Source organism: Streptomyces sp. NPDC031049 (assembly GCF_055571015.1).
Genome location: NZ_JBVIGC010000035.1, coordinates 1 through 16,411 on the forward strand (window position 1 = coordinate 1; position 16,411 = coordinate 16,411).

Genomic DNA, 16,411 nt, shown 5'->3' on the forward strand with positions numbered 1-16,411 from the left:
AACGACCAGCTCGACACCGCCGTCGAACAACACGGCAAAGGCGACCTCGCCGCCCTCCTCACCGGCAACGACACCTGGACCGTCGTCGGCTGACCAACCCGCGGAGGTGCCCGCGTAGGTGACAGATTCCTCGTCCGGCCGAGCGGGCACCGCCGCGGCGGCGGCAGAGTCGGGGCGACCGCTGTCGTCGTAGGAGGTCCGGCCGTCGAGCCACCGGGGGAGCCCGGACCTGACCGTCGGAGAACGGGGGGCCGATGCTCTATCGGAACGCTCATGAACTGGTCCTGGACAGTGTCTTCCTGGACCTGGACGGATTCTTTCCGCACGTCGATCTCAAGCTGAAGATCGAAGGTCTCAACCCGGCCGGATCCATCAAGATCAAGGCCGCCGTCGGCCTCATCGAGGACGCGGAGCGCAGCGGGCGGCTGAAGCCCGGCGGGCGGGTCATCGAGTCCTCCTCCGGGAACCTCGGCATCGCCCTCAGCTCGGTCTGCGCCGCCCGCGGCTACGCCTTCACCTGCGTCGTGGACCCCAACACCACCCGGCAGAGCATCGGCCTGATGGAGGCGTTCGGCGCGGACGTCGTCGTGGTGAACCGGCGCGACGCCAACGGCGGTTACCTCCAGAGCCGGATCGACCACATCCACGACAGACTGCGCGAGGACCCCTCGCTGGTGTGGCCCAACCAGTACGCCAACCCGGCCAATCCGCGCGCCCACTACGAACGCACGGCCGTCGCGATCGCCCGGCAGGGCTGGACCGTCGACCATCTGTACATCGGCGCCGGCACCACCGGAACGCTCATGGGGTGCACGGACTACTTCCGCGAGCACTCCCCGCGCACGAGGATCGTCGCCGTCGACTCCGTCGGTTCGGTGACGTTCGGCGCGCCGCCCGGGAAGCGGCACATCCCCGGGCTGGGCACCAGCCGGCGGCCCGAGATCTTCCGTTCGGGACGGGTCGACGAGGCCGTCCTGGTCCCCGAGTTCGAGGCCGTGCGGATGTGCCGGCGCCTGGCCGCCGAGCGCGGCATCGCCCTCGGCGGCTCCACCGGCTCGGTGCTGGCCGCCGTGGAGCGCACCGGCGACCGGATCGAGCCGGGCTCGCTGGTCGTCGCCATCGCCCCCGACAACGGCGACCGCTACCTCGACACCATCTACGACGACGTGTGGGTCTACGAGCGCTTCGGCCGGCTCGACTCCTACCCGGGCGTCCCCGGCGCCGGCGACACCGCCGCCCGGACCGCCGGCACCACCTCCGACACCGAGTACCAGCGCGCCGCGGCCTTCGCGGCGAAGGGATGACCATGTTCGAGTTCAGCGTCATCGGCGGCAGGACCGCCCGCGGCATCATCGCTCGCAGCAGGAAGCAGATCGTGGAGGAGGTGCGCGCCACCTACCTGGCCCACGAGGACGGCCACTCGGTCAACCCCAACAGCTACTTCCTGCGCTTCCCCGACAAGCCCGACAGCCGGATCATCGCCCTGCCCGCCTACCTCGGCGGCGAGCACGACGTCGCCGGCATCAAGTGGATCAGCAGCTTCCCCGGCAACATCCGGAACAAGGTGCCCCGCGCCTCCGCGGCCCTGCTGCTCAACGACTACGCGACCGGGTACCCGTTCGCCTGCCTGGAGGCCTCCCAGATCAGCGCTGCCCGCACGGCGGCGTCCGCGGTCCTGGCGGCCGAGGAACTCACCGGCAGGCGCACCGCGGCCCGGCTGACCGTCGTGGGCGCCGGCATCATCGCGCGGAACATCCTGGAGTTCTTCGAGGCCCAGGAGTGGACCATCGACGACCTCGTCGTCCACGACCGCGTCCCCGCCTACGGGCAGGCCCTCGCCGAGTACGCCACCGGGGAGCTGGCCTACCCCTCCCGCGTCGAGGAAGACCTCAGGACGGCGGTCGACGGCGCGGACCTCGTCGTGTTCGCCACCACCGCCGGCGAGCCCTACGTACGGGACGAGGACTTCTTCACCGCCGGGCAGACCGTCCTCAACATCTCGCTGCGGGACATCGGCCCCGAGATCGTCGTCCGCGCCCAGAACATCCTCGACGACGTCGGCCACTGCATGACCGCCGACACCTCCCCGCACCTGGCGGAACAGAAGTACGGCCACCGCGACTTCATCGACGGCACGCTCGCCCAGGTGATCCGCGGCCAGGTCGAGATCGCCACCGACCGCCCGGTGATCTTCTCGCCGTTCGGCCTCGGAGTCCTCGACCTCGCGGTCGGGTGCCTCGTCCACCGCGGCGCGCGGGAGTCCGGCGAAGCGGTCGAGATCCCCGACTTCTTCGGCGAGACCCGGCGGTGGTAGCCGTGCACCCGACGCCTTCCTCCGTCGCCGCCCCGCGGCCCCCGCGCCCCGCACCGCCCGCGACCGGCGTGTGCGTCATCGGCCTCGGCTCCCGGGGCATCGGCGTCCTCGAACGCCTCGTCACCCTGGCCGCCCGCCCCGAGTGGGAGCAGCGGCCCCTCACCGTCGACCTCGTCGACCCGGCCTGCGACGGCACCGGACTGCACACCCCGGACCAGCCCGACCACCTGCTGCTCAACACCGTGTGCAGCCAGGTGTCGCTGTTCCCCGAGGAGGCGACCGTGGGCTCCGCGATCGGCGACCGGGGCCCGGGCCTGTACGAGTGGGTGCGCGAGCGCGGTCTGCGGGTGGCCGGGGACGGCCACACGGTGCGGGCCGACGGCCGCGAGATACGCCCCGACGACTACCTGCCGCGCCGTCTGCTGGGGGAGTACCTGTCCTGGTTCCTGCAACGCACCCTGGACCGCACCCCCGCGCATCTCAACGTCCGCCTCCACCCGGCGACCGCCGTCTCCCTCACCGACGACGACACCGACGACGGTCTGCGAGTCGTCACCCTCGACAACGGGACGGTGCTGCGCAGCCGGTACGTCTTCCTCACCACCGGCCACACCCCGCCGCCCCCCGGCCCACGCACCCCCGGCCACCACCGCAGGATCGACTCCCCCTACCCGCCCGCCGAACGGTTCGCGCCGGTCGCGCCGCACCACACCGTCGCGCTGGCCGGCACCGGACTGTCGGGCATGGACGCCCTCGCCGCCCTCACCGTGGGCCGGGGCGGCCGGTACACGCCCGAGGGGACGTACATGCCCAGTGGGCGCGAGCCGCGGATCGTGCTGTTCTCCCGTACCGGACTGCCCTTCCGGGCCCGCCCCGCCGCCAACCGGGAGCGCGCGTTCCCGCCGCTGGTCCTCACCGAGGAGACCGTGGACCGGCTGCGGGCCGGCTCCACCGACGGCACGCTCAGCCTGCACGGCGACCTCGTCCCGCTCGTGTGCACCGAGATGCGCGTCGCGTTCCACCGCCGCTGCGCCGCCCTCGACGGCGACGCCGCCGCACGCGCCACCGAACGGGCCCTGCGGACCGCGGTGCGCGAGAAGAGGCTGGACGCGGAACTGGACCGCCTGGACGCCGAACACCGCGACGCCCACGGCCGGTTCGTGCCCGAACGGGTGCTCTTCCCCGCCCTCGGCACACCGGCCGACAGCGACGACTACCGCGACCGGTACACCGCCGCACTGCGGGCCGACCTCGCCGAGGCGACCAAGGGCCTGGGCGCCAGCCCCCTGAAGTCCGCGCTCGAAGTGCTGCGCGACCAGCGCGACGTCCTGCGCCACGCCGTCGACTTCGGCGGACTGGACGAGAAGTCGCACGACGAGTTCTACGGCGCTTTCACCGCGGTGCTCAACCGCGCCGTGACCGGCCCCCAACCGGAGCGGCACAGCGAGCTTCTCGCCCTGATCCGGGCCGGCGTCGTCCAGGTGCCCCTGGGGCCCGAGCCCGAGGTGGCCTGGGACGAGAGCGCCGGCGCCTGGCGGCTGTCCTCGACCCGCCTCACCCGCCGGTACACCACCCACGCGGACTGGCTGTGCCACGCCACCTCGGGCCGGCCCGACGCGGACCGCACCGGCAGCGCGCTGCTCGCCCAGCTGCGCGACAGCGGCCGGATCCGCCGCCACCGCCCCCGGGCGGCCGGCAGCCGCGGTGTCGACATCACCCGCGAGCAGCATCCCGTGGGCCGCGACGGCACCGTCGACCGGCACCTGTGGGTCCTCGGCCCGCTCTGCGAGGGCGCCACCTTCTACAACCACTACGTCCCCTCGCCCGGCGGTGTCTCACGCGCCCTGCGGGACGCCGACCGCTGTGTCCGCGCCCTGCTCGACACCGCCGCCCGGGGACACCGACCGCACACCACCCCCGAGGCCGCCCTGTGAACGCGCTCCTGGCCACCCTGCCCGTCCTGATCACCCTCGCCCTGCTCGCCGCCAGGGTCCGCGCCCTGTACGCGGCCCTGGCGGCCCTGGGGACCGGGGCCGTCCTCACCGCCACCGCGTTCCGCACGCCCCTGGCCGAGCTGGGCGACGCCCAACTGCACATGCTGCCCACGCTCGTCGAACTCGCCGGCATCCTGTTCGGCGGCATCCTGCTCAGCGAGCTGATGACCCGCACCGGGGCACAGCGCCGGCTTGGCGACCGGCTCGGCGGGGCGTGCAGCTCGCACAGCCGCGCCGTGCTGCTCATCGTGTTCGGCGTCACGCCCTTCGCCGAATCGCTCACCGGCTTCGGCATCGGCGTCGTCGTCGCCATCCCGCTGCTGCGCCGGCTCGGGCTGGTCCCCGTGCGGGCCGCCGTGGTGGGACTGCTGGGCCTGGTCACGGTCCCGTGGGGCTCGCTGGCCCCCGGCACCCTGGTCTCCGCGGAACTCGGCGGCGTCGACTTCCAGGAACTCGGCGTCGTCTCCGCCCTGCTCTCCGCGCCCGTCTTCCTGATCTGCGGCGCCGCGGCCCTCGCCGTCGCCTGCGGCGCCCGTCGCGCCGTCGCCTCCGGCGGCGAACTGCTGCTGGCCACCGGCACGCTGTGGCTGACCGTCTGGGCGGTCAACACCTACCTCGGCGTCCCGCTCGCCGGCGTCCTCGGCGGCCTCGCCACCATCGCCGTCCTCCTCCTCGTCTCCCGCCTCACGGGCCGCTCCACGGCCGGCGCCGCCAGCCGCACCGAGCCGGTGGGCCGCGCCCTCGCCCCCTACACCTTCCTCGTCGCCGGCCTGCTCCTCGGGCGGGCCGTCCTGAGCGCGGCGGACGTCCAGGAAGGCTGGTGGACCGTGCTCGCGGGACCGGCGGGCTGGCTGCTGCTGACCTGCGCCCTGACCCCGCGCCTGCTCGGCGCCGCCGACACGCTGCTGCCGGAGACGGTCCGCACCGCCACCGTCCGCTGGTGGCAGGTCACCCTCACCACCGCCCTGTTCCTGATCCTGGGCGCCCTGCTGACCGTCACCGGCATGAGCCGGGAGATCGCCGAGGCCTGCGCCTCCCTCGGCCCCGCCTACCTGGTGCTCGCCCCCTGGATCGGCGCGGCCGGCGGCTTCCTGGCCGGCTCCAACACCGGCGCCAACGCCATGTTCGCCGCGAGCCAGGGCGCCGCCGCCCACGCCCTCGGCTATCCGGCGGTCCAGCTCGTCGGCGTCCAGAACGTCAGCGCCGCCCTGGCCTCCGGCGGCTCCGTGGCCCGCATCGTCCTCGCCGCCGAACTGGCCGCCGCCTCACCGGGCCCCCGGGCCCCGGTACCCGCCGAGCGCCCGGAACGGCCGGCCGGCGACCGGGCACCCACGACGGCCACGCCCGGCACGGCGCCCGGCACCACGGCCGTGCTCGAGGCCACCACGGCCGACACCCGCAGGGACGAGGAGCCCGTGGACACCGGCCGGGTGCTGCGCACCGTCCTGACCGTGCACGCCGCCGTGTTCCTCGTGCTCGGCGCCATCGCCCTGCTCTGGCGCTGACGACGACGGCTCCCGCAGGGGACGACCGGAATTCCGGGGTGGGGGAGGACCTGACACAGAGTCCGCGGCCGCATTGAGGCCCGGACGGCGCCGCGGACACCCTTTGACGCAGAGATGCTCGCCCGTCATGAACTCACAAAGGAGTGTGGCTGTGGCCGATTGCCGAATATGCGGCGGTGCCGTCGAGGAGTTCTTTGACTTTGGCAGGCAGCCGGTTTCCGACTCCTTTGTGACCCCGGAGACCGCCGGGCAGGAGTTCTATTTCCGGCTCGCCGTGGGAGTCTGCACGTCGTGCACGATGGTGCAGCTCCTCGAAGAGGTGCCCCGGGAGCACATGTTCCACGAGGAGTACCCCTACCGCTCCGCCATGTCCTCGGTGATGAGCCGGCATTTCGAGGCGTATGCCGAGCGGTTGCTGCGGACCGAGCTGACCGGCCCCGATCCGTTCATCGTCGAGATCGGCTCGAACGACGGCACCATGCTGAAGACCGTGGCGTCGGCCGGCGTCCGGCACCTCGGCGTCGACCCCTCCGCGCAGGTCGCGGAGTTCGCCAGGGCGGAGGGCGTGCGGTCGCGCACCGCCTTCTTCGAGGAGACCACGGCACGGGAGATCGCCGAGAGCGACGGGCCCGCGGACGTCATCTTCTCCGCCAACACCACCAGCCACATCCCGTACCTGGGCTCCGTCTTCCGCGGAGTGGACGCCCTGCTGGCGCCCGACGGGCTGCTCGTCCTGGAGGACCGCCACCTGGGCGCCATCATGGCGCAGAACGCGTTCGACCAGATCTACGACGAGCACTTCTACCTGTTCTCCGGCAACTCCGTCGCCGCCCTGGCCCGCGCCCACGGATTCGCCCTCGTCGACGTCGAGCCGCTCGCGGTGCACGGCGGATCCATGCGCTACACCCTCGCCCGGCAGGGCAGCAGCCGCCGCCCTGCCGCGGCCGTCGGCGAGCTCCTGGACCGCGAACGCGCGCAGGGGCTGACGAACCCGGAGACGTACCGGAAGTTCGCCGACGGCGTGCGGCGCGGCTGCGCCGAGCTGATGGACCTGCTGACCCGTCTGCGCGCCGAGGGCCGCACCGTCGTCGGGTACGGCGCCACGGCCAAGAGCGCGACCGTCATCAACTACTGCGGGATGGGCCCGGATCTCGTGCCGTTCATCTGCGACAGCACACCGGCGAAGCAGGGCCGGCTCACGCCTGGCCGGCACATTCCGGTGCGGCCGCCGTACGCCTTCTCCGATCCCTACCCGGACTACGCGCTGCTGTTCGCCTGGAACCACGCGGAGGAGATCATGGCGAAGGAACAGGAGTTCCGCGACGCAGGTGGCCGCTGGATCCTCTACGTGCCCGACGTCCACATCGTCTGAAAAGGGAGCACCCACATGCGTCAGGTGGGACGTTTTACGGGCAAGAAAGCCGTCGTCACGGGCGGCACCCATGGAATCGGCATGGCGGTCGTGAAAGCCCTGCTCGCCGGTGGCGCCGAGGTGCTGCTCACCGGGAACGACAAGAAGAACGTGGACGCCGCTCGCGCGGAACTCGGCCCCGGGGCCCACGTGATCCGTTCCGACGCCGCCGACGTGGGCGCGATAGCGCGGCTCGGCACGACGGTCGAGGAGACGCTCGGCGAGGTCGACTTCGTCTTCGTGAACGTCGGGTACGTCAAGTTCGGTTCCCTCGGCCACGTCACCGAGGAGACCTACGACCGGATGTTCGACACCAACACCAAGGGCGCGTTCTTCACCGCGCAGCGGCTCGCCCCCCTGGTGCGGGACGGCGGCTCGTTCGTCTTCACCACCGGGGCCACCAGCGGCACCGCGTACGTCGGCACGGGCGTCGGCACCGCCGCCAAGACCGCGATCCGGGCCTTCTCCCGGATCCTCGCCTCCGAGCTGCTGCCCCGGAACATCCGCGTGAACACGGTCTGTCCCGGCTTCACCCAGACCCCCTCGATGGGCCACGCCGGCCTCACCGACGAGATGCGGGCGGCCAACCAGCGCGAAGGCGAGCGCATCACACCCATGCGGCGGTTCGGCACCCCGGAGGAGGTGGCCACCGCGGTGCTCTTCCTCGGCTTCGACGCCACCTTCACCAACGGTGCCGAGCTGCCCGTCGACGGCGGCCTCGGCCAGGGGCTGGAGTGGCCGCACGGCGAGGTGCCCGAGCAGTGAGCGAGCAGCGTCACGCACAGCAGCGACGGACGGAGGCGGAGAGATGACCGGTCGGACCGGGAAGGGCAGGACCGCGGTGATCGGCGGCGGCATGGCGGGCTGCGCCGCGGCCAGACAGCTGATCAGGGCCGGCCGCGAGGTGGTGATCTTCGAGGCCGCGGACGGCCTCGGCGGACGCGCCCGGTCGTGGCACCGGCCGGAGATCGAGCCCTCCGTGGGCATCAACCTCATGTACGTCAGCTTCTACTCGATCATGACCGAGCTGATCGAGGAGTACGGCCTGAAGGACGACCTGGTCCCGATCTCCGGCACCCTGTGGATCTCCCACCGGGGCAAGGTCGCCCCGCTGTCCCCCAGCGACCCCATGACCCTGCTGAGGTATCCGCACGTCTCGTTCCCCGACCGGATCAAGTTCTTCCTCAGCACCCTCGCGCAGGTCCGGCGCAAGGCCGAGCTGGACATGTTCGATCCGGCGAAGGTCGCCGAGCACGACGACGGACGGTCTGCCGCCGAGTGGGGCTACCGCCGGCTCTCCCGGCGCGGCTTCGACTATCTGATGCGCCCGCAGGTCGAGGGCTTCTGGAACTTCGCCTGCGAGGAGGTCTCCGCCGTCCACGCCCGTTCCCTCCTCGCGTGGATGGGCGGCTCCGGCTTCTACGTGCTGCGCAACGGCATGGAGATCCTCGCGGAGAAGAACGCCGAGGGCGCCGAGCTCCGCCTCTCCCACGAGGTCACCGGCGTCCACGCCGAGGGAGGCCGCACCGGAGGCATACGGATCACCGCCGCGGGCCCCGACAAGGACCCCGTCACCGAGACCTTCGACGAGGTGGTCGTCGCCACCCCGGCACCGGCCGCCGCCAAACTCGTCGCCTCCCTCCCCGACGAGACCATCGGCACCGGCGTCCGGCCCTTCCTGGAGACCCAGCGGTACGAGCCGGCGCTCTCCGTCTCCTTCCTCGCCGACGCGGGCTCCGTCCGCCCCGAGGCCCACATCCTGGCCGGCGGCCCCGAGGACCCGCCGCTGCGCAACATGATCACCTACCCGCGTCAGGTGCGGGACGCCGAGGGCCGCCTCGTCGACAAGGTGCTGGTGTTCGCCTACCCGGGGCGCGCCGTCACCCGCCGTCTGCTCGGCCGCCCGGCCGAGGAACAGTTCGCCGAGGTCAAGCCGCTGCTGACCACGCTGTGGCCCGACTTCCCCCTGGACAGCGCGCAGCCCTTCCACATCGCCGAACGCCCCTTCGCCTTCCCCATCCCCGCCCCGGGCCGCTACCGGCGCTCGGCACAGCTGATCCGGCGGCAGCGCCCCCCGGTCGTCTTCGCCGGCGACTACTTCAACTCACCCACCACCGAGGCCGCGATGCTGTCGGGCTTCAGGGCCGCCGAAGCGCTCACGAAAGCAGGTCGAGTCAGCCGATGAAGGTTCTGTTCATCCCCGGAAACAGCCCCTACCCGATCTTCGCGCACACCCCGCTGGCCACGGCCGCCCGCAACGCCGGCCACCAGGTCCTGATGGGCGGCATCGACTGGGTGCTGCCCAACATCGCCAGCGTCGGGCTGCCGGCCGTACGCATCTCCCCGGTGTCGATGGAGGAGATCAGCGCCTTCATGGGCGCGGTGCCGGACGACGCGGACGAGTACGCGCGGGCCGTCGGCCGCGCCTACGCCGAGGTCGCCCTCGACAGCATCGAAGCCCTCCTCGACCTCGCCGAGCACTGGCGCCCCGACATCGTCGTCGGCGGCGGCATGTTCTACACCGCGCCGCTGCTGGCGCACCATCTGGGCATCCCCTCCGTGCGCCTGGAGTGGGACCGGATCGACACCCGCATGTACGACCCCGGGGCGGAAGCCGTCCTGGCACCGGTCCTCCACGACATGGGTCTGGAGCGGCTGCCCGCCCCCGACCTGTGGCTGGACGTCTGCCCGCCCGGCCTGCGGCCCGAGAACCCCGTCCCGGCCCGGCCGATGCGGTGGGTGCCCGGCAACCCCCAGCAGGCCCTGGAGCCGTGGATGTACGCCAAGGGCGACCGCCCCCGCGTCTACATCACCGCCGGCACCCGGCTGTTCAGCGGGGAGTCCCTGCGTGAGCTGGCCACGGCCATCGGTGAACTCGGCGTCGAAGTCGTCGTCGGGGCCCCGGAGGTCGTGGCGGCGGAGCTGCGCGACGAACTCCCCGGCGTCCGCGTCGGCTGGGTGCCGCTGGACGTCCTCGCGCCCACCTGCGACGTCGTCGTCCACCACGGGGGCGGCGGCACCGACATGACGTGCCTCAACGCGGGCGTGCCGCAGCTGATCGCCCACCCCGAGTACCCCACGGCCGCCGTCCGCGCGGTCGACGCCTACGGTGCGGCCGTCCTCGTCACCGAGGGCGGGCAGAAGGGAGTCGTCGCCGCCTGCGAACAGATGCTCTCCGACCCGTCCTACCGGGAACGGGCCCAGGTTCTGTCCCGGGAGATCGCGGACATGCCCCTGCCGCACGAGATCGTGGGGGAGATGGAGAGGCTCGTGGCGGCGCGCGCCACCTGACCGGAGCGAGGGCCGTCGAGCGACCGCGCCGTCGAGAAGGGAGCACCGCAGTGCGTATCGCCCCCACGGCCATCCCCGGGGCCTACACCGTCACCCCGAAGCTGCTGCCGGACGAACGGGGGCGCTTCTACGAGGGCATGCGTGCCGACAGACTGGAGGAGGTGCTCGGCGAGCCCTTCGTGCCCCGGCAGGTCAGCTACTCCGTGTCCCGCCGCCACACCCTGCGCGGCATCCATACCGTGGCGATCCCGCCGGGGCAGGCCAAGTACGTCACCTGCGTGCGCGGGGCACTTCAGGACGTCATCGTCGATCTGCGCGTCGGTTCCCCCGCCTTCGGGACGTACCACACCGTCACCCTCGACGCGGAGTCGGGCCGCGCCCTCTACATCCCGGAGGGCGTCGGCCACGGCTTTCTCGCGCTCACCGAGGACACCTGCATCTGCTACCTGATGTCCACGGTGTACGCACCGGGCACACAGATCGACATCAACCCACTGGACCCCGCCATGAACCTGCCCTGGGAGCTGACCGGGCCCCCGCTGCTCTCCCCCCGCGACCGCTCGGCCCCCACCCTCGCCGAGACCGTCGCCGCCGGCGTCCTCCCGCGCTACCCGGAGGTGGCGGTGTGACGGGCCGGATCGCTCTCGGCGTGCTCGGCTGCGCCGACATCGCCCGGCGGCGCATGCTGCCCGCCTTCGCCGCCTGCCCGGACACCCGGGTGGCCGCGGTCGCCGCCCGCGACATCGCCCGTGCCCGGCAGACCGCCGCGCCGTACGGAGCCACGGCGCTGGCCGGGTACGACGCGCTGCTCGCCGAGGAGCGGATCGACGCCGTCTACGTACCGCTGCCGCTCGCCCTGCACGACCGGTGGGTCGAGGCCGCGCTCGAGGCGGGCAAGCACGTGCTGGCCGAGAAGCCGGTCACGGCGGACGCCGGCCGCACGGCCGCGCTGTACCGGCTCGCCGAACGCCGGGGCCTGGCCCTGATGGAGAACGTCATGTTCGTCCATCACGGACAGCACGCCCGGGTGCGGCGGCTCGTCGAGGACGGCTCGATCGGGGAACTCCGCCATCTCTGGGCCGCCTTCACGGTTCCCCGGCGCCCCGCGGACGACATCCGCTACCGTCCCGAGCTGGCCGGCGGTGCCCTGTGGGACACCGGTGTCTATCCGCTGCGGGCCGCGCTGCACCTGCTCGGACCGGACCTGCGGGTCGTCGGGGCGACCGGCGCCCGCACACCCGGGATCGACGTGGAGACCTCCGGTGCGGTCCTGCTCCGCACACCGGACGGGGTCTCGGCCCAGCTCACCTATGGGCTCGACCACGCCTACCGCAGCGCGTACGAACTGGTCGGCACCGCCGGCCGCCTCACCGTGGAGCCGGCGTTCACCCCGGCCGCCGGCCACGCCCCCGTGATCCGGCTCTCCACCGCGCAGGGCACCCGCGAGATCACCCTGCCGCCCGAGGACCAGGTGGCCCACACGGTCGCCGCCTTCGCCGCGGCGGTGCGCGAGGGCGCCGCACCCGCGGAGGCGGCGCAGGACACCCTCCGGCAGGCGCTCCTGCTGGAGGCGGTGGCCCGCGCGGGCGGGGAGGACACCTCGGCCGCGTAACCGAGGGGGGCCGCCCCTCCGCCGTGTCCAGCGGCGGGGGAGCGGCCCCCTGTGCCGTTGTGCGCCGCGGACCGGTCAGTCGGCGCGTGCGGCGGGGGAGGGGGACTTGGCGCCGGCGGTGTGTGCCGGGCCGAGGTCCTCCATCCGGTAGTCGGCGTCCGGGAAGCTCGGGCTGGGCATCGGATCGGGAATGGGGCACTCCAGCCGCGGAGGCTGCCGGCGCACATAGGCGGAGCGAACCCTGATGGCCGTGTCGACGAGCAGTTGCAGCAGCCGGGACGGCGGGCGCACCCCGAAGGCCTTGCGCATGGCCGGGGTGATGATCGCCGGCACCGCCGCCTTGGCGAGCCTGCGGCCGACCGGCCGCAACCGCTCGGGCAGAGCACCGACCATGGGCTCGATCACGGTCGGCTCCAGCGACTGCCAGAGCGTGGCCGCCTCCGGCGAGTAGCTGAAGTGCTTCTCCACGTACTCGTCGTGGAAGCGGACCAGGTCCTCGTACGTCTCCGGGATGTCCTTGATGCCCATCAGCCTGCCCATCTCCCTGTTGTGCAGATAGGCGGCGACGCGCTCCTGGCGGCTCAGCTTGCGCCAGGCGTAGCGGTCGATCCAGCGGATGGGTATGACCATGCCCGTGGCGAGCACGAACAGGAACTCCTCGTTGCTGATCGACCACCGCTGGCGCTCGTCGCTGATGTGCCTGACCGCGTTGGCGTGGATGCGGTTCATCTGCCGCACCGCGGCCAGGCCGCGCGGGTCCTTGAAGCCGTACCGCGCCATCGCGATCGCGATCAGACCGAAGTGCTCCATCCGCCGCTGGGTGTTCTGCGTGATCTCGCCCGTGCGGACCAGCAGGGCGGCCATGTGCGGTGGGGCGACGCTGCTGGCGAAGGCGATGGCGCCGGCCACCCCGAAGTCCCACGGGAACTCGTACGCCATGTCCAGCCACCAGATGTAGGTGGCCTCCTCTTCGACGTCCATCCCTTCGATTTCCCGTAGCCGGGCGTACCGCTCGGAATCGTTCATGCCAGGTCTCCTTTTCTCGCCGCTTTTTGACGATGCAAGACGTCGGCCGGTGTGCTTCGAGCAGAATCCCCGACACCCTGTCGTGTGGGGGCCGGGGATTTCCGCGGGTGCCGTGCGGTCGGGTCGGGTCTCAGGTCATCGCCTCGGCAGGCGGACCGAAAGCCGGTGGTTGAAGAAGTCCGTCGGGTCCCACCGGGCCTTCACCCGCTGGAGCATCGGGTAGTTGCCCTTGTAGTACAGCTCGTGCCAGGGCGTGTCCGACCTGTTCCACGCGGGGTCCGCGACGTCGCTGTCCGGGTAGTTGATGTAGCAGCCGTCGTTGACGTCGTTCGGCACCGGGACGCCTCCGGTCTCCGCGTACATCTCGGAGTAGATCTTCCGGGTCCAGGCGATGTGCGGGGCGTCCTCCTCCTCCTTCATCCAGTGGATCTCCCACAGCAGCTGGAAGATGGCGTCGCGCTGGGCGAAGGAGGTGGCGTCGGCGGCGAAGTCGCCGACCCGGCCGCCCAGGGAGGCCAGGACCAGCCAGGCCAGGTCGTACGGGTTCTCGTACCCGTCCGTGACCATGTTCTTGTAGAGCGCGTCGGTCTGCTCCTCGGTGAACGCCTTCTTCAGGTACGCCGAGCGGTGTTCGCCCCGCAGCGTCGGGTTCATGAAGACGTCGCCGCGGCCCGAGTTGAGCAGGTACGTGTGCAGGAAGGTGTGCTTCTGGACGTCGGGCTCCGCCCCGCCCGCCCCGTCGACCGCCCGGTTCATCTCGTCCATGTAGGCCCGGATCAGCCGTTCACTGGTCGCGTCGGAACCGTCGAAGTACGCCCACAGCTCGGCGCGGCCCTTCGGCCCGGGGAAGAAGGACAGGTAGCTGCCGAGCTTGCGGTTCGGGTCGCCGGGGGCGCTGTGGTCCAGGTGCCACTGGGCGTGGGTCCGCAGCAGACGGCCGAGCCGGGGCCGGTCGACCTTGGACCACGGGAAGACGTAGTGGGCGGTCAGGACCTTCGAGGCGGGTACCGGCAGCAGGTCCCGCGGGGCGGTGCCGGTGGCGTCGGGCTTGCGCATCCAGAACCGGGTGACGATGCCGAAGTTGCCGCCGCCGGCACCGGCGCACGCCCACCACAGGTCCCGGTTCGGGTCGTCCTTCTCCCGGGTCGCGACGACGGCACGGACCCGCTTGTCGCGGCCGACCACGACCACCTCGACGGCGTACAGGTGGTCCACGGACAGACCGAGGCTGCGCGAGTACATGCCCACGCCGCCGCCGAGTATCTGGCCGCCGGCGCCGACCAGGGGGCAGTACCCGGCCGGAACGGTGACCCCCCAGCCGCGGTAGAGGAGTTCGTACATCTCGCGCAGCTTGACGCCCGGCTCGATCATGAACGCGCGGCGCCGCTCGTCGAAGCGCACCTCGTTCATGTAGGCCATGTCGATGATGACTTCGACCTCGGAGTTGTAGACGAAGTCCTCGTAGCAGTGCCCGCCGCTGCGGACCGTCAGCTTCTTGCCGCCGTCGACGGCTTCCTGGACGGCGGCGACGACCTGCGCCGTCGTCGTCGGGAAGCGCACCTGGTCGGGCCGTGCGACCCACCGGTTGTTGTACCCGGATATCGCGTCGGCGTAGTTCGGGTCTCCCGGGCGGGCGGTCAGGATGCTGGAAGGATCGGCGCCGTGCGAGGCGGTGGCGGCCCGCGCGGTCCCGCCGATTTCCGTGAGACCGGCGGCGGCGCCGACGGCGACGGCCGAGCCGGCGCCCACGGCGGTGATGAACTTCCTTCTGCTGTGCTCCGACATGTTTCCTTCCAGGGGTCGGGGGACACGCCGGCCCGGTCGGCGTGGCGGGCAGGGGCAGTGGCACGGGGACCCGGGCCGACGGCCGGCGACGGCGCCGGGCGCCGGTGAGCCGGGGACCTGGACGAGGGCGGCGTCGGATCGGGCGTGACGGAAATACCTGTCGTCCCCGTCGGTACGGCGGCCAGCTTCGCCGAAGTGCCGGCTTTTCCGGTGGGGCGGCGGGCGAGTTTGTCAGGTTCCGGACCTGACATAAAACGTGTCGCTTCGTTGAACGCGTCCGCCGTGGGCGCTTACCGTCGGTCCGATCGGGAAGAAATTCCAGCCGACCGCGGTGTCGGGCGGTGCATCGCATGATGTGCGGGCTTTGATCCGCAGGAATTCTGTGCGGAAGCGGAAAGGAACGCTATGACGACAACGACAACCGACGGCTCCACGGGCGCTGCCGGTCCCGTCACGGTTCTCGGTCTCGGCGAGATGGGATCGGCGATCGCGAAGACGTTCATCGACCGCGGCTTTCGTACGACGGTCTGGAACAGGACCGCGAGCAAGAGCGCGCCGCTGGTAGACGCCGGTGCCACGGCTGCCGTGACGGCCGCCGAGGCGGTGGCGGCGAGTCCGCTCGTCGTGATCTGTCTGCTCGACGGCACCGCGGTCGACGAAGTCCTGGCCTCCGTCGACACCGCGGTCGAGGGCAAGGTCCTGGTGAACGTCACGAGCGGCTCACCGGCCCAGGCCCGGGCCAACGAGCGCTGGGCGGCCGAGCGCGGGGCCCGGTACATCGACGGCAAGATCATGGGAGACCCGCCGTACGTGGGGACGCCGAACATCATGTTCCCGTTCAGCGGTTCCCGTGCGGCGTTCGAGGCCCACGAGCCGGCGCTTCAGGTGCTGGGCACGGTCTCCTACCACGGCGAGGACGCCGGGGCGGCGGCCGTGGAGTTCATGGGCCAGGTGGCGGTCTGCTACGAGCTGCTGATCGGCTTCCTGCACGTCCTGAAGCTGGTGCAGGCGGAAGGCTTCGACGTGGCGGAGTTCGCCGAGCGGATCGCCGGCTCGGTGAGTGCCTACCCGCCGCTGCTCACCTCGATGGGCAAGGCGATCAAGAGCGGCGAGTACGGCCCGGACCTCGGCTCCCTCGACGTCCAGGCCGCGCTGATGGACGACATGATCAGCCACCGGGAATCCGTCGGTGTGGAAGCCCTGCGCATGCGGGAGGTCAAGGAACTGATGGACCGCCGGATCGCCGACGGCCACGGTGACCACGGCTTCTCCAGCCTGTTCGAGGTGCTCACGAAGCGGTCGTGACACCTGGCCGGCGCCAGGGCGTCACCGGCCTGCACCGAGCCCGTCGCGGGGGGGGGGGGGGGGGGGGGGGGGGGGGGGGGGGGGGGGGGAGGGGCGGCGGGGGGGGGGGGGGGGGGTTCGAGGGGGGGGGGGGGAGGGGGAGAAAGACGCCGAGGGAAGGGGGTCTAT

13 protein-coding genes are annotated in these 16,411 nt (G+C 72.1%); 11 read left to right on the top strand and 2 right to left on the bottom strand.

Annotated features, from left to right (window positions below):
• The first annotated feature begins 254 nt into the window (after nucleotides 1–254).
• The 10 genes from sbnA to ACZ45Q_RS33670 all read left to right on the top strand — a co-directional run bounded on the left by sbnA (nucleotide 255) and on the right by ACZ45Q_RS33670 (nucleotide 12,127).
• Nucleotides 255–1,304, top strand: coding sequence for a 2,3-diaminopropionate biosynthesis protein SbnA (sbnA, locus tag ACZ45Q_RS33625; protein ID WP_468268862.1), 1,050 nt, complete (start codon nucleotides 255–257; stop codon nucleotides 1,302–1,304).
• Between the two features lie 2 nt (nucleotides 1,305–1,306).
• Nucleotides 1,307–2,314 (top strand): 2,3-diaminopropionate biosynthesis protein SbnB, encoded by a 1,008-nt coding sequence (sbnB, locus tag ACZ45Q_RS33630; protein ID WP_468268865.1) that lies wholly within the window; start codon nucleotides 1,307–1,309, stop codon nucleotides 2,312–2,314.
• A 2-nt stretch (nucleotides 2,315–2,316) separates the two neighbouring features.
• Nucleotides 2,317–4,248 carry an FAD/NAD(P)-binding protein gene (locus tag ACZ45Q_RS33635; protein ID WP_468268868.1) on the top strand — a complete coding sequence of 644 codons (1,932 nt, stop codon included), beginning with the start codon at nucleotides 2,317–2,319 and terminating at the stop codon, nucleotides 4,246–4,248.
• Nucleotides 4,245–5,813 carry an L-lactate permease gene (locus ACZ45Q_RS33640; protein WP_468268871.1) on the top strand — a complete coding sequence of 523 codons (1,569 nt, stop codon included), beginning with the start codon at nucleotides 4,245–4,247 and terminating at the stop codon, nucleotides 5,811–5,813. The genes ACZ45Q_RS33635 and ACZ45Q_RS33640 overlap by 4 nt, the downstream gene beginning before the upstream one ends.
• A 127-nt stretch (nucleotides 5,814–5,940) precedes the next feature.
• Nucleotides 5,941–7,185: a methyltransferase domain-containing protein gene (locus ACZ45Q_RS33645; protein WP_468268874.1), complete on the top strand. Its 1,245-nt coding sequence runs from the start codon at nucleotides 5,941–5,943 to the stop codon at nucleotides 7,183–7,185.
• Nucleotides 7,186–7,200: 15 nt separating this feature from the next.
• The gene (locus tag ACZ45Q_RS33650; protein WP_468268877.1) at nucleotides 7,201–7,989 is read left to right on the top strand and encodes an SDR family oxidoreductase; all 789 of its coding nucleotides are present in this window, start codon (nucleotides 7,201–7,203) and stop codon (nucleotides 7,987–7,989) included.
• A 43-nt stretch (nucleotides 7,990–8,032) separates the two neighbouring features.
• On the top strand, nucleotides 8,033–9,409 hold the full coding sequence (locus ACZ45Q_RS33655) for an FAD-dependent oxidoreductase (protein WP_468268880.1): 1,377 nt from the start codon (nucleotides 8,033–8,035) through the stop codon (nucleotides 9,407–9,409).
• Nucleotides 9,406–10,515: a nucleotide disphospho-sugar-binding domain-containing protein gene (locus ACZ45Q_RS33660; RefSeq protein WP_468268883.1), complete on the top strand. Its 1,110-nt coding sequence runs from the start codon at nucleotides 9,406–9,408 to the stop codon at nucleotides 10,513–10,515. The genes ACZ45Q_RS33655 and ACZ45Q_RS33660 overlap by 4 nt, the downstream gene beginning before the upstream one ends.
• A 50-nt stretch (nucleotides 10,516–10,565) precedes the next feature.
• Nucleotides 10,566–11,144 (top strand): dTDP-4-dehydrorhamnose 3,5-epimerase family protein, encoded by a 579-nt coding sequence (locus ACZ45Q_RS33665; RefSeq protein ID WP_468268886.1) that lies wholly within the window; start codon nucleotides 10,566–10,568, stop codon nucleotides 11,142–11,144.
• Nucleotides 11,141–12,127, top strand: a complete 987-nt coding sequence (locus tag ACZ45Q_RS33670) for a Gfo/Idh/MocA family protein (RefSeq protein ID WP_468268889.1) — start codon at nucleotides 11,141–11,143, stop codon at nucleotides 12,125–12,127. The genes ACZ45Q_RS33665 and ACZ45Q_RS33670 overlap by 4 nt, the downstream gene beginning before the upstream one ends.
• Before the next feature lie 75 nt (nucleotides 12,128–12,202).
• Here ACZ45Q_RS33670 and ACZ45Q_RS33675 read toward each other — a convergent pair whose 3' ends face one another.
• Together ACZ45Q_RS33675 and ACZ45Q_RS33680 are read right to left on the bottom strand one after the other, a co-directional pair.
• Nucleotides 12,203–13,153: an oxygenase MpaB family protein gene (locus ACZ45Q_RS33675; RefSeq protein ID WP_468268892.1), complete on the bottom strand. Its 951-nt coding sequence runs from the start codon at nucleotides 13,151–13,153 to the stop codon at nucleotides 12,203–12,205.
• 135 nt (nucleotides 13,154–13,288) lie between these two features.
• Entirely contained in the window at nucleotides 13,289–14,938 is a 1,650-nt protein-coding gene (locus tag ACZ45Q_RS33680) for an FAD-binding oxidoreductase (RefSeq protein WP_468268895.1), read from the bottom strand.
• A 405-nt stretch (nucleotides 14,939–15,343) separates the two neighbouring features.
• Here ACZ45Q_RS33680 and ACZ45Q_RS33685 point away from each other — a divergent pair, with 405 nt between their 5' ends.
• Complete coding sequence (locus ACZ45Q_RS33685; RefSeq protein ID WP_468268898.1) at nucleotides 15,344–16,243, top strand: NAD(P)-dependent oxidoreductase; 900 nt, start codon at nucleotides 15,344–15,346, stop codon at nucleotides 16,241–16,243.
• Nucleotides 16,244–16,411: the final 168 nt, after the last annotated feature.

What these genes read in the sequence shown, in the direction of transcription:
- ACZ45Q_RS33660 (WP_468268883.1), top strand. Translation starts at nt 9,406, where the DNA reads ATGAAGGTTCTGTTCATCCCCGGAAACAGCCCCTACCCGATCTTCGCG.
- ACZ45Q_RS33685 (WP_468268898.1), top strand. Translation starts at nt 15,344, where the DNA reads ATGACGACAACGACAACCGACGGCTCCACGGGCGCTGCCGGTCCCGTC.
- ACZ45Q_RS33655 (WP_468268880.1), top strand. Translation starts at nt 8,033, where the DNA reads ATGACCGGTCGGACCGGGAAGGGCAGGACCGCGGTGATCGGCGGCGGC.
- ACZ45Q_RS33675 (WP_468268892.1), bottom strand. Translation starts at nt 13,153, where the DNA reads ATGAACGATTCCGAGCGGTACGCCCGGCTACGGGAAATCGAAGGGATG.
- sbnB (WP_468268865.1), top strand. Translation starts at nt 1,307, where the DNA reads ATGTTCGAGTTCAGCGTCATCGGCGGCAGGACCGCCCGCGGCATCATC.
- ACZ45Q_RS33680 (WP_468268895.1), bottom strand. Translation starts at nt 14,938, where the DNA reads ATGTCGGAGCACAGCAGAAGGAAGTTCATCACCGCCGTGGGCGCCGGC.
- ACZ45Q_RS33650 (WP_468268877.1), top strand. Translation starts at nt 7,201, where the DNA reads ATGCGTCAGGTGGGACGTTTTACGGGCAAGAAAGCCGTCGTCACGGGC.
- sbnA (WP_468268862.1), top strand. Translation starts at nt 255, where the DNA reads ATGCTCTATCGGAACGCTCATGAACTGGTCCTGGACAGTGTCTTCCTG.
- ACZ45Q_RS33645 (WP_468268874.1), top strand. Translation starts at nt 5,941, where the DNA reads ATGAACTCACAAAGGAGTGTGGCTGTGGCCGATTGCCGAATATGCGGC.